We start from the raw sequence: 19,671 nt of genomic DNA, 5'->3' as shown, positions 1-19,671 counted from the left end.
GGGTGTTACAGGATACCGGCGGGGTTTTCCAGCAGGTCGCGCACCGGACCGAAGGAGCGCCGATGGATCGGCGTCGGGCCCAGGCGCCTGAGGGCTTCCAGGTGCACCGGAGTCGGGTAGCCCTTGTGCCCGCCAATGCCGTAGCCGGGGTACAGCGCTTCCATTTCCTGCATCTCGCGGTCGCGGCTGACCTTGGCCAGGATCGAGGCAGCGGCAATGGCCGGGACCTTGGCGTCGCCCTGTATGACCGGTGCGGATGGCACCTTCAGTTTCGGACAGCGGTTGCCATCGATCAGTGCCAGTTTCGGCGTGACGCTGAGCCCTTCCACCGCCCGCTGCATGGCGAGCATGGTGGCGTGGAGGATGTTCAGCTGGTCGATCTCATGCACATCGGCACGGGCAATGAACCAGGCCAGGGCTTTCTCGCGAATCTCGTCGAAGAGCTTTTCGCGCCTGGCTTCGGTGAGTTTCTTGGAATCGTTCAGCCCGCTGATGGGCCGCGCCGGGTCGAGGATGACCGCCGCCGTCACCACCGGGCCGCACAGCGGGCCGCGGCCAACTTCATCGACCCCTGCGACCAACTCTTCCACCAGGGCGAAATCCAGGCCCATCTGCATCATCGATTCTCCACCAGGGCGAGCACCGCCTCGGCGGCCTGCGCGGACGCATCCTGGCGCAGCGCGCGATGGATGGCGTCGAAGGATTCGGTTTGTACGCTGCCATCATCCAGCAGCGGCAACAAGGTGGCGGCCAGCGCCTCGGGGGTTGCCGCATCCTGGATCAGTTCCGGCACCAGCAGGCGACCAGCCAGCAGGTTCGGCAGCGAGATGTAAGGGCTCTTCACCAGGCGCTTGAGGATACGGTAGGTCATGGGCGCCACCTTGTAGGCCACGACCATCGGCCGCTTGTAGAGCAGCGCTTCCAGCGTGGCGGTGCCCGAGGCGATCAATACCGCATCGCAAGCAGCCAGGGCCTCGTGGGACGCCCCGTCCAGCAGTTGCACCGGCAGGTTGCGGCCAGCGAGCATCTCTTCGATCTGTACGCGGCGCTCAGGGCTCGCACAAGGCAGCACGAAGCGCAAGCCTGGGCGATCCTGGAGCAGGCGCTGGGCGGTATCGAGGAACAGCGCGCCCAGCTTGCCGACCTCCCCTCCACGACTCCCGGGCAACAGCGCAACGACGCTGGCGCCCTGCGGCAGGCCGAGGCGATCACGCGCGCCGGCGCGGTCGGCTTCCAGCGCAATGGTATTGGCCAGCGGATGACCGACGAAACGCACCGGCACTGCATGTTCTTCGTAGAAACGCGCCTCGAACGGGAAGAGTGCGAGCATCAGGTCGCAGGCTTCCTTGATCTTCAGCACGCGCTTCTGCCGCCAGGCCCAGACCGAAGGACTGACGTAGTGCACCGTGCGGATACCCGCCCGGCGCAGCTTCAATTCGATATTGAGGTTGAAGTCCGGCGCGTCGATACCGATGAACACGTCCGGCCTGGCCGCGATCAGCATCTGCAGCAGATCCTTGCGGCGGCGCAGCAGTTCACGCAGGCGGCCGAGCACCTCGACCAGCCCCATGACGGCCAGGCGTTCCATCGGGAAATGCGACTGCAGCCCCTCGGCCTGCATGCGTGGGCCACCGACACCGATGAACTCGATGTCGGGGTGGCGCTGCTTGAGCGCCTGCATGAGGCCAGAGCCAAGGATATCGCCGGACGCCTCGCCCGCGACCAGGGCGACGCGCAGCTTGCGTACGGTCGGCTGCATGGTCAGCGGGTGATGCCGCGGGTGGAGCTCTGGATGGAATCGCGGAACACCGCGACTTCCGGGAACTGCGTGGAGGCCTCGGCCAGTTCGGCCAGCGCCTCGTCCACCGTCAGGCCCTGGCGGTAGACCACCTTGTAGGCGCGGCGCAATGCCTGGATCGATTCGGCGCTGAAACCCCGACGGCGCAAGCCCTCGAAGTTCATGCTGCGGGCCTCGGCGGGGTTGCCGAAGACCGTGACATAGGCCGGAACGTCCTTGCCGATGGTGGTCCCCATGCCCGAGAAGGCGTGGGCGCCGATGCGGCAGAACTGATGCACCAGGGTGTAACCGGAGAGGATCGCCCAGTCATCCACATGAACATGACCCGCCAGGGCGGTGTTGTTCACCAGGATGCAATGGTTGCCGATCACACTGTCATGCCCGACGTGAACATAGGCCATGAACAGGTTGTGGTCGCCAATGGTGGTTTCCGAGCGATCCTGGATGGTGCCGCGATGGATGGTGACACCCTCGCGGATCACGTTGTGGTCGCCGATCACCAGGCGCGTCGGTTCGCCCTTGTACTTCAGGTCGGGGGTATCTTCACCCACGCTGGAGAACTGGAAAATCCTGTTGTGCTTACCGATCTTGGTGGGGCCTTTGACCACCACGTGCGGACCGATCACCGTACCTTCGCCGATCTCCACATCCGGCCCGACCATGGACCAGGGGCCCACTTCTACGTCGTCAGCCAGCTTTGCGCGCGGGTCGATGATGGCGCGAGGATCGATCAAACTCATAGTTTGCGTTCCGCACAGATGATTTCGGCCGAGCATACCGCCTTGTCATCGACGGTGGCGTGGCAGTCGAACTTCCAGATACCGCGCTTGACACTCAGGAACTGGGCGTTCAGTTGCAGTTGATCGCCCGGCAGCACCGGCTGGCGGAAGCGCAGCTTGTCGGAGCCGACGAAGTAATACAGGGTACCGTCGGCCGGCTTCACGTCGAGCATCTTGAAACCGAGGATGCCGGCGGCCTGGGCCATGGCCTCGATGATCAGCACGCCCGGCATGATCGGATGCTGCGGGAAGTGGCCATTGAAGAACGGCTCGTTGATGCTGACATTCTTGTAGGCGCGAATGCGCTTGCCTTCGATGTCCAGCTCGACCACCCGATCCACCAGCAGGAAGGGGTAGCGATGAGGCAGGTATTCGCGAATCTCGTTGATGTCCATCATGTTCAGGGGAGCCTGTTCAGAAAAGGGAAACGCCAAAAAATGCGTGGATCACGCATCTGATGGAGCGTCTCCACTTGGGGTCACGGCGGCCAGGCGCTTTTCCAGCTGCTGCAGACGACGGGCCATGTCATCCAGCTGACGAATACGCGCGGCGCTCTTCTTCCATTCAGCCGCGGGCTGCATGGCGGTACCGGAGGAGTAGGAGCCCGGTTCGGTGATCGAACGGGTCACCATGGTCATCCCGGTGACGAAGACGTTGTCGCAGATCTCGATATGCCCGACCAGGCCGACGCCGCCGGCGAGCATGCAATGCTTGCCGATCTTGGCGCTGCCGGAAATCCCGCAGCAGCCGGCCATGGCGGTGTGATCGCCGATCTGCACGTTGTGGGCGATCATGATCTGGTTATCCAGCTTCACGCCGTTGCCGACCAGGGTGTCGGACAGCGCGCCACGATCGATGGTGGTGTTGGCGCCGATCTCGACATCATCACCCAGGGTGACGCCGCCGATCTGCGCGATCTTCTGCCAGACGCCCTTGTGGTTGGCGAAGCCGAAGCCCTCGCCGCCCAATACGGCGCCGGACTGGATCACCACACGCTTGCCGATGCGCACGTCGTGGTACAGGGTGACGCGAGGGGCGAGCCAGCCACCTTCTCCGACCACGCTGCGCGCACCGACGAAGCAATGGGCGCCGATGGTGACGTTCGCACCGATCTGCGCGCCGGCCTCGATCACGGCGTAGGCACCGATGCTGGCAGTCGCATCGACCTGCGCCCCTTCATCGACCACCGCGGTGGGATGAATGCCGACCGGCGCCCTGGGCTTGCGGTCGAACTGGTGGGACAGGCCGGCATAGGCCAGGTACGGATTGGGAACGATCAGCGCATTGCCGGTAAAGCCTTCGGCATCGGCAGCAGTCAGCAGGACGGCGCTGGCCTGGCTGCCTTCGAGGAACTTGCGGTACTGCGGATTGGCCAGGAAGCTCAGTTGGCCGGCGCCTGCATCCTGCAGGGTAGCCAGCCCACTGATGACCTGAGCGGGATCGCCGCGCAACTCGGCATCGAGGTGCGCAGCCAGTTCGGCGAGGGTGAACGACAGCTGGGTCATCATCAGCGCAGTTGGTTCATGCGCTCGATGACTTGGCGGGTGATGTCGTACTGCGGCTTGACGTCGACCACGGCACCACGCTCGACCACGAGGTCATAACCACCTTTCTTGATGGTTTCCTCGACGGCCTGGTCCAGCTTCGGCTTGAGCTTCTTCAGCATGTCGCGGTCGGCGACCGCCTTGGCTTCGTTAAGCTCCTTGGACTGGAACTGGAAGTCACGGGCCTTCTGCTTGAAGTCGCCCTCGGCCTTTTCACGCTCGGCATTGGACATCTTGCTGCCGCCGTTGACCAGCTTGTCCTGCAGGGACTTGGCGTCGCTTTCCAGGGCCTTGAGCTTGTTCAGCTGGGGGCCGAACTTCTTCTCGGCGTCGACGGCGTATTGCTTGGCCGCGTCCGACTCGAGGAGTGCCATCTGATAGTTGAGCACCGCGATCTTCATGTCGGCGAACGCGGGGCTCGCTGCCAGGGCGGCGGTGATCAGGACGAACTGGGTCAACTTACGCACAATGCACTCCTGCACAAAGCATGGTTGTCATTACAACGATACGGCCAATTAGAAGGTTTGCCCCAGGGAGAACTGGAATATCTGGGTCTCGGCGTTGTCCGGCTTCTTGATCGGGGTCGCCAGGCTGAAGCTCAACGGGCCCAGCGCGGTGATCCAGGTCAGCCCGACACCGGCGGACATGGCCATGTCCTGGAACTTGACGCCGTCGCAACCCTGGGTAGTGGAAATCGGGCAGTCGGTGTCGAACACGTTACCGATGTCATAGAACAGCACCGTACGCAGCTGGCGCTGGTCCTTCACGAAGGGCAGCGGGAACAGCAGTTCGGCACCGCCGGTGATCAGGATGTTACCGCCGAACGCTTGCGGATCAGAATCAGGGTCGGTGTAGCGGCCGTTGGCGTCAGGACCGTCAATCTTATTGCCGTTGGCATCACGCGCAACACTCGGCGTACTGCGCGGGCCGAGGGTACTGTCCTTGAAGCCACGCACCGAGTTGAAGCCGCCGGCGTAGTAGTTCTCGTAGAACGGCAGGCGATCGGTGTCACCGTAAGCGCCGCCGTAACCGAGTTCGGTGTGGAAGCGCATGGTGTAGGTTTCGGTTAGCGGCGCGAAGATCTGGCCGCGGTAGTCAAGCTTGTAGAACGACAGGTCGCTGCCCGGAATGGTGGTTTCCAGGACCAGGCTCTGCGAGTGACCGCGGTTCGCCAGCACGCCCTTGTTCAGGGTCGACTCGGACCAGCCGATGGACGCCTTGAAGTTGGTGAAGCTGTCGCCTTCCTTCTCGATGAAGTCGAAGATTTCATCGACGGTGTAGGCGCCGGTGTCGATGTCGTCGCGCTGTACGGTCAGGCCGTAGGTCAGGCGCGAGGTCTCGCTGATCGGGTAGCCGATGCTGACGCCGGCACCCAGGCTGTTCACCGAGTAGCTGGAAACGTCGACGTCGAGCTGATCGTAATCGGTCTTGCGGTAGAAGGCGTTGTAGCCGAGGCTGACGCCGTCGACGGTCCAGTAGGGATCGACGAAACCGAAGTTGTAGCGGGTCTGGTAGTCGGACTTGGTCAGACCGATGCTGACCTTGTTACCGGTACCCAGGAAGTTGTTCTGGCTGATCGAGCCGCCAAGGATCAGACCGGCGCTCTGGGCGAAGCCCACGCTCGCGGTGATCGAGCCGGAGGGCTGCTCTTCCACGCTGTAGTTCACGTCGACCTGGTCGTCGGTGCCAGGGACGGCGGGGGTCTCGACGTTGACTTCCTTGAAGTAGCCCAGGCGCTCCAGGCGCTGCTTGGACTGGTCGATCAGGTAGGTCGACGCCCAGCCGCCTTCCATCTGGCGCATCTCGCGACGGAGTACTTCGTCCTCGGTCTTGGTGTTGCCACGGAAGTTGATGCGGTTGACGTAGGCGCGCTTGCCAGGATCGACCACGTAGGTGATCGATACGGTCTTGTTCTCGTCGTTCGGCTCGGGAACGCCGTTGACGTTGGCGAAGGTGTAGCCCTCGTTACCCAGGCGACGGGTGATCAGGTCGGAGGTGGTGGTCATCACCTTGCGGGAGAACACCTGGCCCTTCTTCACCAGCAGCAGCTTCTTCACTTCCTCTTCCGGCACTTTCAGGTCGCCGGAGAGCTTCACGTCGCTGACGGTGTATTTCTCGCCTTCGTTGACGTTGACGGTGATGTAGACGTGCTTCTTGTCCGGGGTGATGGACACCTGGGTGGAGGCGATATCCATGTGGATGTAGCCACGGTCCAGGTAGTACGAACGCAGGCGCTCCAGGTCACCGGAGAGTTTTTCGCGCGAGTACTTGTCGTCGTTCTTGAAGAAGGACAGCCAGTTGGTGGTCTTCAGTTCGAACAGGTCGGTCAGGTCTTCCTCGGAGAAGACGGTGTTGCCCACCACGTTGACATGGGCGATGGCCGCCACGGTGCCTTCGTTGATGTTGATCTTCAGCGCGACGCGGTTGCGCGGCTGGGGCACCACTTCGGTTTCGATCTCGGCGGAGTAGCGGCCCTGGGCCACGTACTGGCGCTGCAGTTCGTTACGCACGCCTTCGAGGGTCGCACGCTGGAAGATTTCGCCTTCGGAGAGGCCGGACTGCTTCAGGCCCTTCATCAGGTCTTCGGTGGTGATGGCCTTGTTGCCCTCGATCTCGATGCTGGAGATGGACGGACGCTCGACCACGTTGACGATCAGCACGTTGCCGTCGCGGCTGAGCTGGATGTCCTGGAAGAAGCCGGTCTTGAACAGCGAGCGGGTCGCTTCGACCAGGCGGCGATCGTCGATCTGCTCGCCGACGTTCAGCGGCAGCGCCGCGAACACGCTGCCGGCCGATACGCGCTGCAGACCGTTGACCCGGATATCGGAAACAGTGAAGGACTCGGCGTGAACCTGGGCGATCATCAGCGCGGAAAGGGCCGCGGGAAGCAGAAAGCGTTTCATGGAGTCCTTTTATTCCAACTGACAAATAGAGAATCTGCCGCAAAGGGCGGCAGATCCGAAATCCAAAGGCGGGTTACAGCCGACTCAGATCGTTGACCAGGGCCAACAACATGACCCCGACTACCAGGCTGATGCCAATCTGCATCCCCCAAGCCTGGACCCGCTCCGACAGTGGGCGGCCACGCACCCACTCGACCATGTAGAACAGCAGATGCCCACCATCGAGGACGGGTATCGGCAACAGGTTGAGAACCCCCAAGCTGATGCTCAGATAGGCGAGGAAATGCAGAAAATCCCCTACGCCGGACTGGGCTGAAGCGCCCGCCACTTTAGCAATGGTTATCGGCCCGCTCAAGTTTTTTACCGAGAGCTGCCCAAGCACCATTTTCTTTAGAGAATCCAGAGTTAGCAGGCTCATGGACCAGGTTCGCGAGAGCGCCTGCCCCACTGCCGCCACCGGTCCGTAGCTCACTTCGCGGAGCATTTCCGGCGGCCACTGTCCCCCGGCGACACCCGCGCCCAGGTAACCGGTGCGGGCCTTGCCCTCGCCTTTGGCTGCCAGGGTCAGGACGAGCTCCTCGCGCTGACCGGCACGTTCGATGCCCAGGGTAACCTTGCCTTCAGGCAGGGCGCGGACACGCGAAACGACGTCCTGCCAATCCGTGACCGACTGACCGTCCAGACTGACGAGTCGGTCACCAATCTGCAGGCCGGCCGCCTTTGCAGGGCCTTTTTCGTCCAGCTCAGCGATCACCGGTGCGACAGCGGGTCGCCATGGCTGGATGCCCAGGCCACCGATGGGATCGGGATTGTCCTCGTTCTTCAGCCAGGAACTGATGCGCACCTGGTGCACTGCCGGCACGCTGGAACCCTGCTCCAGCACCGAAACGCTCAGCTCGCCGGTTTCACCAAGGCGGCGTACCAGTTGCAGGTTGACGCCGCTCCAGCCATCGACGGCCTCGCCGTCGACCGCAACGACCTCCTGGCCAGACGCCAGTCCGGCGATGGCCGCGGGACTGTTCGCCACCACCGAGCCGATGATCGGTTTGATCTGCTGGCTACCCAGCATCGCCAGCACCCAGAAGAACAGGATGGCCAGCAGGAAGTTGGCGATCGGCCCCGCCGCCACGATGGCGATGCGCTGGAAGACGGTCTTGCGATTGAAGGCGCGATCGAGCAACTCGGGGGGAACATCGCCCTCCCGCTCATCGAGCATCTTTACATAGCCACCCAGGGGGATCGCAGCGACGACGAACTCGGTGCCATGGCGATCATGCCAGCGCACCAGCGGCGTGCCGAAGCCCACGGAGAAGCGCAGGACCTTGACCCCGCACCGGCGGGCAACCCAGAAGTGACCGAATTCGTGGAAGGTGACCAGTACTCCCAGGGCGACAATCAGTCCAACCACCATATAAAGGGCGCTCATCGCTACCTCCTCGGGCTCAACGCCCGCGTTCCTGCAACCACGCCTGCGCGGCGCTGCGTGCCCGCTGGTCGGCCGCCAGCACCGCATCGAGCGATTCGACCGGTGTATGCGTCTCGCGGTTCAGCACCTCGTCGATGATAACCGGGATATCCGTGAAGCGGATGCGCCGCTCGAGGAACGCAGCGACTGCAACCTCGTTCGCCGCATTGAGCATCGCCGGCACGCTGCCGCCCGCTTCGGCGGCCTGGCGCGCCAGGCGCAGGCAGGGAAAACGTTGCTCATCGGGCGCGCTGAAGTCCAGGCGAGCGATGGAGAACAGGTCCAGCGGCGAGACACCGGAATCGATCCGCTGCGGCCATGCCAGCGCGTGAGCGATGGGTGTACGCATGTCCGGGTTGCCCAGCTGAGCCAGCACCGAGCCGTCGACGTAATCCACCAGCGAATGAATGACGCTCTGCGGATGGATCACCACCTCGACCTTCGATGGCGCAGCGTCGAACAGCCAGCAAGCCTCGATCAGCTCCAGCCCCTTGTTCATCATGCTGGCCGAATCGACGGAGATCTTCCGCCCCATCGACCAATTGGGGTGCGCGCAGGCCTGCTCGGGCGAAACCTCAGCCAACTGCGCCAACGGCGTTTCGCGGAAGGGGCCGCCAGACGCGGTCAGCAGGATGCGACGAACGCCGACCTCGACCAGGCCGCGAGCATAATCTGCCGGCATGCACTGGAAGATCGCGTTGTGCTCGCTGTCGATTGGCAGCAGCACGGCGCCGCTGGCGCGGACGGCATTCATGAACAGCGCGCCGGACATTACCAGCGCCTCTTTATTGGCCAGCAACACCCTTTTGCCCGCCTCGACGGCGGCCAGGGTGGGTTTGAGGCCAGCGGCGCCGACGATGGCCGCCATCACGGCATCCACTTCGGGATGGGCGGAGACCTCGCAAAGCCCTGCCTCACCCACCAGCACGCGCGCTACCAGGCCAGCAGAGGTCAGGCGCTCCTGCAGGGCGCGGGCCTGTTCGGCTTCCGGCACCACGACAAAACGCGGCTGGTGACGCAGGCACAGCGCTTCCAGCTCGGCAAGACGGGAAAAACCGCTGAGTGCGAAAACGCGGTAGCGATCAGGGTGACGACCAATGACATCCAGGGTGCTGAGGCCGATCGAACCGGTCGCCCCCAGCACGGTGATCCACTGCGGATGACTCACGGCGTACCCCAGCCCACGGCCCAGAGCAGCGCAGTGAACACCGGGATGGCTGCCGTCAGGCTGTCGATACGGTCCAGCACGCCGCCATGGCCCGGCAGCAGATTGCTGCTGTCCTTGAGGCCGGACTGGCGCTTGAACATGCTTTCGGTCAGGTCGCCAATCACCGACAGGGCTACCACGATGGCCGCGCACGGCAGCGCCAGCAGCAGCTCGCGGACGGTCCAGTCGCGATAGATGGCGACCACGACGGTAATCGCCAGGCACAGCGCCATGCCGCCGAAGAAGCCTTCCCAGCTCTTGCCCGGGCTGACGCGCGGGGCGAGCTTGCGCTTGCCGAAGGCCTTGCCGGAGAAATAGGCACCGATGTCGGCGGCCCAGACCAGCACCATCACCGCCACGATCAGCCAGTTGGACAGCGGCCACTGCTTGAGCAGCACCAGCCCCTGCCAGGCCGGCAGCAGGATCAGCAGGCCGATCAGCAGCCGGCGCCAGCGTCCGCCCCAGCTCGATGCGCTGTCGGGGTAGGTCAGCACCATGACGATTGCCAGCATCCACCAGAGCAGCGCCAGCACCAGTACCGCCCCTGCCAGTTGCGGCAACCAGGCGAGTACCAGCATCAGCGCCGCGACGACGGCAGCATATCCGACACGGGCAGATTGTTCGTTGTAGCCCGCCAGGCGCGCCCACTCCCAGGCACCGAGGCTGACCACCAGGCCGATGAACAGCGAGAACGCCGCACCATCGAGCAGGAAGAAACCACCCAGCGCGATCGGCAACAGGATCAGCGCCGTGATGATGCGTTGTTTCAACATGACGGGGGGGCCTCGGCCTCGACCTGCTCGCTGGTCTTGCCGAAGCGGCGCTGACGAGAGGCATAGTCCTGCAACGCAGCCTGCATGGCTTCGTGCTTGAAGTCGGGCCAGTAGAGATCGGAGAAATACAGCTCGGCGTAGGCCAGCTGCCAGAGAAGGAAGTTGCTGATGCGGTGCTCGCCGCCGGTGCGGATGCACAGGTCGGGCAATGGCTGGTCGCCGGTGGAAAGACAACCCTGGATCAGCTCCGGAGTGATCTCTTCCGCCGCCAGGTGGCCCGCCTGCACTTCGCGCGCCAGACGCTGCGCCGCCTGGGTGATATCCCACTGGCCGCCATAGTTCGCCGCGACCTGCAACAGCATGCTGCTGCCATTGGCGGTCAGTGCTTCGGCCTCACGCATCGCCGCCTGCAGCTCAGGCGCGAAACGGCTGCGGTCGCCGATGATGCGCAGGCGGATACCATTGGCACTGAGCTTGCGAACCTCGCGCCGAAGGGCCATGAGGAACAGCTCCATTAGCGCACCGACCTCCTCGGCCGGGCGCTGCCAGTTCTCGCTGGAGAAGGCGAACAGCGTCAGCACTTCGACGCCTGCCTCGGCGCAGGTCTTGATCACCGCACGGACGGCATCCACACCGGCCTTGTGCCCGGCTACGCCAGGCATCAGGCGCTTCTTCGCCCAGCGGTTGTTGCCGTCCATGATGATCGCCACGTGCCGGGGCACGGGCGTCACCTGCTTGGTCTTTTCCATGACAAGAGCCCGGCCGTCAGACGGCCATCAGATCCGTTTCCTTGGCCTCGAGGGCCTTTTCGATCTCCACGACGAACTTGTCGGTGATCTTCTGGATCTCGTCGCCGGCGCGACGCTCTTCGTCCTCGCTGATTTCCTTTTCCTTCTGCAGATCTTTCAGCTGTGCCAGCGCGTCGCGACGGATGTTGCGCACGGAAACGCGGGCCTGCTCGGCTTCGGCGCGAGCCTGCTTGGTGAAGCCCTTGCGGGTTTCCTCGGTCAGGGCCGGCATCGGCACGCGAATGGTGGTGCCGGCGGTGGCCGGGTTCAGGCCCAGGTCGGAAGTCATGATGGCCTTCTCGACCGCCTGGATCATGCTCTTGTCGAAGACGCTCAGAGCCAGGGTGCGGGAATCTTCCACGGTGACGTTGGCGACCTGGCGCAGCGGCGTGTCGGAACCGTAATAGGACACCATCACGCTATCCAGGATGCTGGGGTGCGCACGGCCGGTACGAATCTTGGCAAAGGCATGGCCCAGGGCTTCCAGGGTTTTGCCCATACGATCCTGCGCTTCCTTCTTGATCTCGTTGATCATCTCAATCCTCCTCGATCAGGGTGCCTTCAGCACCACCTACAACAATATTCAGCAGCGCGCCGGGCTTGTTCATGTTGAACACCCGCAGCGGCATTTTCTGGTCCCGGCACAGGCAGATTGCCGTGAGGTCCATCACGCCCAGCTTACGATCGAGCACTTCATCGTACGTCAGACGCTCGAACTTCTCGGCATTCGGGTCCTTGAACGGGTCGGCAGTGTACACGCCGTCCACCTTGGTCGCCTTGAGTACTACGTCAGCATCTATTTCGATGGCGCGCAGGCAGGCGGCGGAGTCGGTGGTGAAGAACGGGTTGCCGGTACCGGCGGAGAAGATCACCACTTCGCCGCTCTTCAGGTGGCGCATGGCCTTGCGGCGGTCGTAGTGATCGGTCACGCCGACCATGGAAATGGCGGACATGACGATGGCGGTGATGTTCGAACGCTCCAGGGCGTCACGCATGGCCAGACCGTTCATCACGGTGGCGAGCATGCCCATGTGGTCGCCGGTGACGCGGTCCATGCCGGCCGCAGACAGCGCCGCGCCACGGAACAGGTTGCCGCCACCGATCACCAGGCCGACCTGCACGCCGATACCGACGAGCTGGCCGATCTCCAGCGCCATGCGGTCCAGCACCTTGGGATCGATGCCGAACTCCTCGGAGCCCATCAGGGCTTCGCCGCTCAGTTTTAGAAGAATGCGTTTATAGCGAGGTTGACGAGCGCTCAGCTGCTGAGCCATGACCTTTTTCTCCTGCGGCGATTGAATGCTGTGCGCCTTGTGGGCGCTTGGCGGAAAGCTTGGACCAGCCAGCCTTACGGTGCCTTTGAACCCGCCTGGCGGGCCTGCACCGCGGAAGCCGCCCCTTTTGGCTTCCCCAGTTTGGCAAAGAGGCCGCGCGCGTTAGCGGGCAGCCTCTTGCGGGGCGACAGTCGTGAGACTGTCTATTACTGCTTGGAAGCGGCTACTTGAGCAGCAACCTCGGCAGCAAAGTCGGCTTCGACTTTCTCGATGCCTTCGCCTACTTCGAAACGAACGAAGGAAACGATTTCGGCGCCGGCTTTCTTGGCCAGGTCACCGACCTTGACTTCCGGATCCTTGACGAACGCTTGCTCGACCAGGCTGGCTTCGGCCAGGAACTTCGAGATACGGCCCTTGACCATGTTCTCGACGATGTTTTCCGGCTTGCCGGCGATCTTGTCGGCGTTCAGAGCGAGGAAGATTTCCTTCTCTTTGGCAACGGCTTCTTCGGAAACCTGCGACGGATCGAGGAACTGCGGGTTGCTGGCAGCGACGTGCATGGCGATGTCGCGAGCCAGTTCGGCGTTGCCGCCCTTCAGAGTGACCAGGACGCCGATGCGGTGGCCGTGCAGGTAGGCGCCGACCACGTCGCCTTCCACGCGAGCCAGACGACGGATGTTGACGTTCTCGCCGCACTTGGCAACCAGGGCTTCACGAGCCGGTTCCTGCTCGGCGATCAGCGGGGCGGCGTCGGTCAGCTTCTGGGCAACAGCCTTGTCCAGGCTGGCGGCCACGAAGTTCTTGAAGTCGTCCTGCAGGGCCAGGAAGTCGGTCTGCGAGTTGACTTCGATGATGGTAGCGGACTTGGCATCGTCAGCCACTTTGGCGGCGATGGCGCCTTCGGCGGCGATGTTGCCGGCCTTCTTGGCTGCCTTGATGGCGCCGGAGGCGCGCATGTCGTCGATGGCTTTTTCGATGTCGCCTTCGGCGGCTACCAGTGCCTTCTTGCATTCCATCATGCCCTGGCCGGTACGCTCACGCAGTTCCTTGACCAGTGCTGCAGTAATTTCTGCCATTTCGAAATCCTCTTGAGTTGCTCTCAAAACCAGATCGCCCGGATGCCCGGGCGGAATTTTCGGGGTGGCAAAAAGGGGGCCTAGCCCCCTTCCTGCTCACCGTAGGACGTCTGGACGTCCTGGAATCAGCCTTCGGCGGATTCGGCCGGTGCTTCTTCGACGAACTCGTCAGCAGTCACGCCGCCGGCGTTCTTGCCGCGCAGGACGGCTTCAGCCATCGAGCCCAGGTACAGCTGAACGGCGCGGATGGCGTCGTCGTTACCCGGGATAACATAGTCAACGCCTTCCGGGCTGCTGTTGGTATCGACGACGCCGATGACCGGGATGCCCAGCTTGTTGGCTTCGGTGATAGCAATGCGCTCGTGGTCAACGTCGATCACGAACAGAGCGTCCGGCAGGCCACCCATGTCCTTGATGCCGCCCAGGCTGCGATCCAGTTTTTCCAGATCACGGGAGCGCATCAGGGCTTCTTTCTTGGTCAGCTTGGCGAAAGTGCCGTCCTGGGACTGGACTTCCAGCTCGCGCAGACGCTTGATCGACTGACGGATGGTCTTGTAGTTGGTGAGCATGCCGCCCAGCCAACGGTGATCGACGTAGGGCATGCCGCAACGGGCAGCTTCTTCGCGAACGATCTTGCCGGCGGAACGCTTGGTGCCGACGAACAGGATCTTGTTCTTGCCCTGGGCCAGGCGCTCAACGAAGGTCAGGGCCTCGTTGAACATCGGCAGGGTTTTTTCGAGGTTGATGATGTGAATCTTGTTGCGCGCGCCGAAAATGAACTTGCCCATTTTCGGGTTCCAGTAACGGGTCTGGTGGCCGAAGTGCACACCGGCCTTCAGCATATCGCGCATGTTGACTTGGGACATGATAGTTCCTCGATAAGTCGGGTTAGGCCTCCATGCATCCCAACGGCCAACCCTCCGACTGTGTCGAAAGGCACCCAGGCCATCGTGTCGATGCATGTGTGGGTTAATGCTCCGAATGGCGGTAGCCTTCAGAGCGGGGCGCTTTATACCACAACCCAGGCCAGAACAAAACCCGAAAGGACGCCCGGCACCCCGTCCAGCGCCTCGCTGCGCCTCTGCGCCCTTAATAGAAGAGCGCCAAGTCTGATAGACTTGCGTATTCCTCTCATTTACCCGCGCGCACGCAGCGCCTGAAGAGAAGTCGCATGACCGTCACCATCAAGACGCCCGAAGACATCGAGAAAATGCGCGTCGCCGGCCGTCTGGCCGCCGAAGTGCTGGAAATGATCGGCGAACACGTCAAGCCCGGCGTCACCACCGACGAACTGGACCGCATCTGCCACGACTACATCGTCAACGTGCAGAAGGCCATTCCCGCGCCGCTGAACTACAAGGGCTTCCCCAAGTCCATCTGCACCTCGATCAACCACGTGGTGTGCCACGGCATTCCCAACGAGAAGCCGCTCAAGGAAGGCGATATCGTCAACATCGATATCACCGTGATCAAGGACGGCTACCACGGCGACACCAGCAAGATGTTCTCGGTCGGCAAGACCCCGGAATGGGCTGACCGACTGTGCCAGATCACCCAGGAATGCATGTACAAGGGCATTGCCGTGGTCAAGCCGGGCGCGCGCCTGGGCGACATCGGCGAGGTGATCCAGAAGTACGCCGAGAAGAATGGCTTCTCCGTGGTGCGCGAATACTGCGGCCATGGCATCGGCAAGGTGTTCCACGAGGAGCCGCAGGTGCTGCACTACGGTCGCGCCGGCACCGGCCTGGAACTCAAGGAAGGCATGATCTTCACCATCGAGCCGATGATCAACCAGGGCCGCCCGGAAACCCGCCTGCTGGGTGACGGCTGGACCGCCATCACCAAGGACCGCAAGCTGTCCGCGCAGTGGGAGCACACCGTGCTGGTCACCGCCGACGGCTACGAGATCCTGACCCTGCGCAACGACGAAAGCTTCCCGCGCACTCCGGCTGCCTGAGTCGCGGTTTGCAATCTCGCCGACGGCTGGGTAGAACATACAAATCCCGGCCCGGCACAGCCACCGGGCCTTGCGCCAAGCGCACGGCCCGGCTGCCCTCTTGCCCCTGCCCTCCCCTAAGCCCTTGATCAGGAAGGCCGCCATGCCGCAGGTGGATCCCGAGTTGTTCGACCGCGGGCAGTTCCAGGCGGAACTGGCCCTCAAATCCAGCCCCATCGCCGCCTTCAAGAAGGCCATTCGTCAGGCCAACGACGTGCTCGACGCCCGCTTCAACGGCGGACGCGACATCCGTCGGCTGATCGAGGACCGCGCCTGGTTCGTCGACCAGATCCTGCAGCAGGCCTGGAACCGCTTCGACTGGGGCGACGATGCCGATATCGCGCTGGTCGCCGTAGGCGGCTACGGGCGCGGCGAACTGCACCCGCACTCGGACATCGACCTGCTGATCCTGCTCGATAGCGAGGACCAGGAAAGCTTCCGCGCCCCCATCGAGGGCTTCCTCACCCTGCTCTGGGACATCGGCCTGGAAGTCGGCCAGAGCGTGCGCTCGGTGGCCGAATGCGCCGAGGAAGCGCGCGCCGACCTCACCGTGGTCACCAACCTGATGGAGTGCCGGACCATCTCCGGCCCGGACAGCCTGCGCCGGCGCATGCTCGAAGCCACCAGCACCCAGCAGATGTGGCCCAGCAGCCAGTTCTACCTGGCCAAGCGCAAGGAGCAGATCCACCGCCACACCAAATACAACGACACCGAATACAACCTCGAGCCCAACGTGAAGGGCTCGCCCGGCGGCCTGCGCGACATCCAGACGCTGCTCTGGGTCGCCCGCCGTCACTTCGGCAGTCTCAACCTGCACGCCCTGGTGCGCGAAGGCTTCCTGGTGGAAAGCGAATGCTCGGTGCTGGCCTCCAGCCAGGAGTTCCTCTGGAAGGTCCGCTACGCCCTGCACATGCTCGCCGGGCGTGCCGAGGACCGCCTGCTGTTCGATCACCAGAGACGCATCGCCGGCATGCTCGGCTACGAAGGCAACGATGCCAAACTGGCCGTCGAGCGCTTCATGCAGAAGTACTACCGCGTGGTCATGGCCGTCTCCGAGCTGAACGACCTGATCATGCAGCACTTCGAGGAAGTGATACTGCGCGCCGGCGAGAACGGCCAGCTCCAGCCGCTCAACAGCCGCTTCCAGCTGCGCGACGGCTACCTGGAAGTCACCCACGCCAACGTCTTCAAGCGCACCCCCTTCGCCCTGCTGGAGATCTTCGTGCTGCTGGCCCAGCATCCGGAGATCAAGGGCGTGCGGGCCGATACCATCCGCCTGCTGCGCGACAGCCGGCACCTGATCGACGACGACTTCCGCCACGATATCCGCAACACCAGCCTGTTCATCGAGCTGTTCAAGTGCCGCGAAGGCATCCACCGCAACCTGCGGCGGATGAACCGCTACGGCATCCTCGGCCGCTACCTGCCGGAGTTCGGCCTGATCGTCGGGCAGATGCAGCACGACCTGTTCCACATCTATACGGTGGACGCGCACACGCTCAACCTGATCAAGCACCTGCGCAAGCTGCGCCGCCCGGACATGGCGGAGAAGTACCCGCTGGCCAGCAAGATCATGGAGCGCCTGCCCAAGCCCGAGCTGATCTACATCGCCGGGCTCTACCACGACATCGCCAAGGGCCGCGGTGGCGACCACTCGGAACTGGGCGCGGTGGACGCCGAACACTTCTGCCAGCGCCACCAGCTACCGCCGTGGGACACCAACCTGGTGTCCTGGCTGGTGCAGAACCACCTGATCATGTCGACCACGGCCCAGCGCAAGGACCTCTCCGACCCGCAGGTGATCTATGACTTCGCCCAGCTGATGGGCAACCAGACGTACCTGGATTACCTCTACGTGCTCACCGTGGCCGACATCAACGCCACCAACCCGACGCTGTGGAACTCCTGGCGCGCCAGCCTGCTGCGCCAGCTCTACACCGAGACCAAGCGCGCACTGCGCCGCGGCCTGGAGAACCCGGTCGACCGCGAGGAGCAGATTCGCCAGACACAGAGCGCGGCCATCGACATCCTGGTCCGCGGCGGCATCGACCAGGACGACGCCGAGCAGCTCTGGAGCCAGCTGGGCGACGACTATTTCCTGCGCCACAGCGCCGCCGACGTGGCCTGGCATACCGAAGCCATCCTCCAGCACCCGGACGACGGCACTCCGCTGGTGCTGATCAAAGAAACCGCCCAGCGCGAATTCGAGGGCGGTACGCAGATCTTCATCTATGCCGGCGACCAGCACGATTTCTTTGCCGTGACCGTGGCGGCGATGGACCAGCTCAACCTGAACATCCAGGACGCGCGGATCATCACTTCCACCAGCCTGTTCACCCTCGACACCTACATAGTGCTCGACGCCGATGGCGGCTCGATCGGCAACAATCCCAGCCGGGTCGAGGAAATTCGCCAAGGTCTGGTCAACGCCCTGAAGGACCCGGACGAGTACCCGACCATCATCCAGCGCCGCGTCCCGCGCCAGCTCAAGCACTTTGCCTTCAACCCGCAGGTGACCATTTCCACCGACGCGGCCCGCCAGGTCAGCGTGCTGGAAGTCATCGCACCGGACCGCCCAGGCCTGCTGGCACGCATCGGCGGGCTGTTCCTGGACTTCGACCTGTCGGTGCAGAACGCCAAGATCGCCACCCTGGGCGAGCGCGTCGAGGACGTGTTCTTCGTCACCGATGGGCACAACCAGCCGCTGTCGGACCCGGAGCTGTGCAAACGCATCCAGACCGCCCTGGTGGACATCCTGTCCGATGGCGGCCAACCGAGCATGCCGGTGCGCATCAGTATCTAGTCAGCATTCAGAAAGAAAGAGCCTTGCCATGAACCCTGCCCTCGACTCGCTCCAGCCTTACCCCTTCGAGAAGCTCCGCGCCCTGCTGGCCGGCGCCCAGCCGCCGGCGGACCTCAAGCCCATCGCGCTGTCCATCGGCGAGCCCAAGCACCGCTCGCCGGATTTCGTCGCCAAGGCCCTGGCCGACAACCTCGACCAACTGGCCGTATACCCGACTACCCTGGGCATCCCCGCCCTGCGCGAAGCCATCGCTGCCTGGTGCGAGCGCCGCTTCAAGGTGCCGGCCGGCTGGCTGGATGCCGCGCGGCATGTGCTGCCGGTGAACGGCACCCGTGAAGCGCTGTTCGCCTTCACCCAGACCGTGGTGGACCGCAACGCCCAGGGCCTGGTGATCAGCCCGAACCCGTTCTACCAGATCTACGAAGGCGCAGCCCTGCTGGCCGGCGCCGAGCCGCACTACCTGCCGTGCCTGGAAAGCAACGGCTTCAACCCCGATTTCGATGCCGTGCCGGCCCAGATCTGGGCGCGCTGCCAGATCCTCTTCCTCTGCTCCCCGGGCAACCCCACCGGCGCCCTGGTTCCGCTGGAAACCCTGAAGAAGCTGATTGCCCTGGCCGACGAGCACGACTTCGTGATCGCCGCCGACGAGTGCTACAGCGAGCTGTACTTCGATGAACAGAACCCGCCGGCCGGCCTGCTGACCGCCTGCGCCGAACTGGGCCGTTCGGACTTCAAGCGCTGCGTGGTGTTCCACAGCCTGTCCAAGCGCTCCAACCTGCCGGGGCTGCGCTCGGGCTTCGTCGCCGGCGACGCCCAAGTGCTGAAGAAATTCCTCCTGTACCGCACCTACCACGGCTGCGCCATGCCGGTGCAGACCCAGCTGGCCAGCGTGGCGGCCTGGAAGGACGAAGACCACGTGCGCGCCAACCGCGACCTTTACCGCAAGAAGTTCGACGCCGTGCTGGACATCCTCGGCGGCGTGCTCGACGTGCAGCGTCCGGACGGCAGTTTCTACCTGTGGGCAAAGACCCCGGTGGCCGACACCGAGTTCTGCCGCGGCCTGTTCGATACGCAGCACGTCACCGTGGTGCCGGGCTCCTACCTGTCCCGCGAAGTGCACGGCGAGAACCCCGGCGCCAACCGCGTGCGCATGGCGCTGGTGGCTCCGCTGGCGGAGTGCGTGGAAGCGGCCGAGCGCATCAAGCGCTACGTGCAGAGTCTCTGAGGCTCCACCGATAGGGCGCATAACGCGCCAGCGTTCCAGA

18 protein-coding genes are annotated in these 19,671 nt (G+C 63.6%); 3 read left to right on the top strand and 15 right to left on the bottom strand.

Going from position 1 to position 19,671, the window contains the following annotated elements; all coding sequences use genetic code 11:
• Positions 1–5: 5 nt before the first annotated feature.
• From rnhB to rpsB, 15 genes are all read right to left on the bottom strand, one after another.
• On the bottom strand, positions 6–617 hold the full coding sequence (rnhB, locus tag ACCC94_RS00355; RefSeq protein ID WP_413347563.1) for a ribonuclease HII: 612 nt from the start codon (positions 615–617) through the stop codon (positions 6–8).
• The gene (gene lpxB, locus ACCC94_RS00350) at positions 617–1,759 is read right to left on the bottom strand and encodes a lipid-A-disaccharide synthase (protein WP_413347529.1); all 1,143 of its coding nucleotides are present in this window, start codon (positions 1,757–1,759) and stop codon (positions 617–619) included. The genes rnhB and lpxB overlap by 1 nt, the downstream gene beginning before the upstream one ends.
• Before the next feature lie 2 nt (positions 1,760–1,761).
• Complete coding sequence (lpxA, locus tag ACCC94_RS00345) at positions 1,762–2,538, bottom strand: acyl-ACP--UDP-N-acetylglucosamine O-acyltransferase (RefSeq protein WP_413347528.1); 777 nt, start codon at positions 2,536–2,538, stop codon at positions 1,762–1,764.
• Positions 2,535–2,975, bottom strand: coding sequence for a 3-hydroxyacyl-ACP dehydratase FabZ (gene fabZ / locus ACCC94_RS00340; protein ID WP_413347527.1), 441 nt, complete (start codon positions 2,973–2,975; stop codon positions 2,535–2,537). The genes lpxA and fabZ overlap by 4 nt, the downstream gene beginning before the upstream one ends.
• A gap of 48 nt (positions 2,976–3,023) precedes the next feature.
• The gene (gene lpxD, locus ACCC94_RS00335; protein WP_413347526.1) at positions 3,024–4,085 is read right to left on the bottom strand and encodes a UDP-3-O-(3-hydroxymyristoyl)glucosamine N-acyltransferase; all 1,062 of its coding nucleotides are present in this window, start codon (positions 4,083–4,085) and stop codon (positions 3,024–3,026) included.
• Positions 4,085–4,588, bottom strand: a complete 504-nt coding sequence (locus ACCC94_RS00330) for an OmpH family outer membrane protein (protein WP_017521188.1) — start codon at positions 4,586–4,588, stop codon at positions 4,085–4,087. Before ACCC94_RS00330 ends, lpxD begins: the two co-directional genes overlap by 1 nt.
• A 48-nt stretch (positions 4,589–4,636) precedes the next feature.
• The gene (gene bamA, locus ACCC94_RS00325) at positions 4,637–7,024 is read right to left on the bottom strand and encodes an outer membrane protein assembly factor BamA (protein ID WP_413347525.1); all 2,388 of its coding nucleotides are present in this window, start codon (positions 7,022–7,024) and stop codon (positions 4,637–4,639) included.
• Between the two features lie 73 nt (positions 7,025–7,097).
• The gene (rseP, locus tag ACCC94_RS00320; RefSeq protein ID WP_413347524.1) at positions 7,098–8,450 is read right to left on the bottom strand and encodes a sigma E protease regulator RseP; all 1,353 of its coding nucleotides are present in this window, start codon (positions 8,448–8,450) and stop codon (positions 7,098–7,100) included.
• Between the two features lie 16 nt (positions 8,451–8,466).
• Positions 8,467–9,657: a 1-deoxy-D-xylulose-5-phosphate reductoisomerase gene (gene ispC, locus ACCC94_RS00315; protein ID WP_413347523.1), complete on the bottom strand. Its 1,191-nt coding sequence runs from the start codon at positions 9,655–9,657 to the stop codon at positions 8,467–8,469.
• Positions 9,654–10,469: a phosphatidate cytidylyltransferase gene (locus ACCC94_RS00310; RefSeq protein ID WP_413347522.1), complete on the bottom strand. Its 816-nt coding sequence runs from the start codon at positions 10,467–10,469 to the stop codon at positions 9,654–9,656. Before ACCC94_RS00310 ends, ispC begins: the two co-directional genes overlap by 4 nt.
• Positions 10,463–11,218 (bottom strand): polyprenyl diphosphate synthase, encoded by a 756-nt coding sequence (uppS, locus tag ACCC94_RS00305; protein WP_413347521.1) that lies wholly within the window; start codon positions 11,216–11,218, stop codon positions 10,463–10,465. The genes ACCC94_RS00310 and uppS overlap by 7 nt, the downstream gene beginning before the upstream one ends.
• Positions 11,219–11,234: 16 nt before the next feature.
• Positions 11,235–11,792: a ribosome recycling factor gene (gene frr / locus ACCC94_RS00300; RefSeq protein WP_413347520.1), complete on the bottom strand. Its 558-nt coding sequence runs from the start codon at positions 11,790–11,792 to the stop codon at positions 11,235–11,237.
• A gap of 1 nt (position 11,793) precedes the next feature.
• Positions 11,794–12,531, bottom strand: a complete 738-nt coding sequence (gene pyrH / locus ACCC94_RS00295; RefSeq protein WP_017521181.1) for a UMP kinase — start codon at positions 12,529–12,531, stop codon at positions 11,794–11,796.
• 206 nt (positions 12,532–12,737) lie between these two features.
• Positions 12,738–13,607, bottom strand: coding sequence for a translation elongation factor Ts (tsf, locus tag ACCC94_RS00290; RefSeq protein ID WP_413347519.1), 870 nt, complete (start codon positions 13,605–13,607; stop codon positions 12,738–12,740).
• A 125-nt stretch (positions 13,608–13,732) separates the two neighbouring features.
• On the bottom strand, positions 13,733–14,473 hold the full coding sequence (gene rpsB, locus ACCC94_RS00285; RefSeq protein ID WP_054908326.1) for a 30S ribosomal protein S2: 741 nt from the start codon (positions 14,471–14,473) through the stop codon (positions 13,733–13,735).
• A 290-nt stretch (positions 14,474–14,763) separates the two neighbouring features.
• Here rpsB and map point away from each other — a divergent pair, with 290 nt between their 5' ends.
• The 3 genes from map to dapC all read left to right on the top strand — a co-directional run bounded on the left by map (position 14,764) and on the right by dapC (position 19,631).
• Entirely contained in the window at positions 14,764–15,564 is an 801-nt protein-coding gene (gene map, locus ACCC94_RS00280; protein ID WP_413347562.1) for a type I methionyl aminopeptidase, read from the top strand.
• Between the two features lie 142 nt (positions 15,565–15,706).
• Complete coding sequence (locus ACCC94_RS00275) at positions 15,707–18,406, top strand: [protein-PII] uridylyltransferase (RefSeq protein ID WP_413347518.1); 2,700 nt, start codon at positions 15,707–15,709, stop codon at positions 18,404–18,406.
• 28 nt (positions 18,407–18,434) lie between these two features.
• Positions 18,435–19,631, top strand: a complete 1,197-nt coding sequence (dapC, locus tag ACCC94_RS00270) for a succinyldiaminopimelate transaminase (protein WP_413347517.1) — start codon at positions 18,435–18,437, stop codon at positions 19,629–19,631.
• Positions 19,632–19,671: the final 40 nt, after the last annotated feature.

Origin of the sequence: Pseudomonas sp. Pseusp97 (genome assembly GCF_047304025.1) — a bacterium.
GTDB lineage: Bacteria > Pseudomonadota > Gammaproteobacteria > Pseudomonadales > Pseudomonadaceae > Pseudomonas.
The sequence above is the reverse complement of the archived record's forward strand: the minus strand, read 5'-3'. Positions and strand labels throughout refer to the sequence as shown.

Bases quoted from the DNA above. Each gene is read 5' to 3' on its own strand.
- lpxD (WP_413347526.1), bottom strand. From the start codon at position 4,085: ATGATGACCCAGCTGTCGTTCACCCTCGCCGAACTGGCTGCGCACCTC.
- uppS (WP_413347521.1), bottom strand. From the start codon at position 11,218: ATGGAAAAGACCAAGCAGGTGACGCCCGTGCCCCGGCACGTGGCGATC.
- dapC (WP_413347517.1), top strand. From the start codon at position 18,435: ATGAACCCTGCCCTCGACTCGCTCCAGCCTTACCCCTTCGAGAAGCTC.
- bamA (WP_413347525.1), bottom strand. From the start codon at position 7,024: ATGAAACGCTTTCTGCTTCCCGCGGCCCTTTCCGCGCTGATGATCGCC.
- pyrH (WP_017521181.1), bottom strand. From the start codon at position 12,531: ATGGCTCAGCAGCTGAGCGCTCGTCAACCTCGCTATAAACGCATTCTT.
- fabZ (WP_413347527.1), bottom strand. From the start codon at position 2,975: ATGATGGACATCAACGAGATTCGCGAATACCTGCCTCATCGCTACCCC.
- frr (WP_413347520.1), bottom strand. From the start codon at position 11,792: ATGATCAACGAGATCAAGAAGGAAGCGCAGGATCGTATGGGCAAAACC.
- ACCC94_RS00310 (WP_413347522.1), bottom strand. From the start codon at position 10,469: ATGTTGAAACAACGCATCATCACGGCGCTGATCCTGTTGCCGATCGCG.
- ACCC94_RS00275 (WP_413347518.1), top strand. From the start codon at position 15,707: ATGCCGCAGGTGGATCCCGAGTTGTTCGACCGCGGGCAGTTCCAGGCG.
- rseP (WP_413347524.1), bottom strand. From the start codon at position 8,450: ATGAGCGCCCTTTATATGGTGGTTGGACTGATTGTCGCCCTGGGAGTA.
- rnhB (WP_413347563.1), bottom strand. From the start codon at position 617: ATGCAGATGGGCCTGGATTTCGCCCTGGTGGAAGAGTTGGTCGCAGGG.
- rpsB (WP_054908326.1), bottom strand. From the start codon at position 14,473: ATGTCCCAAGTCAACATGCGCGATATGCTGAAGGCCGGTGTGCACTTC.
- tsf (WP_413347519.1), bottom strand. From the start codon at position 13,607: ATGGCAGAAATTACTGCAGCACTGGTCAAGGAACTGCGTGAGCGTACC.
- lpxB (WP_413347529.1), bottom strand. From the start codon at position 1,759: ATGCAGCCGACCGTACGCAAGCTGCGCGTCGCCCTGGTCGCGGGCGAG.
- lpxA (WP_413347528.1), bottom strand. From the start codon at position 2,538: ATGAGTTTGATCGATCCTCGCGCCATCATCGACCCGCGCGCAAAGCTG.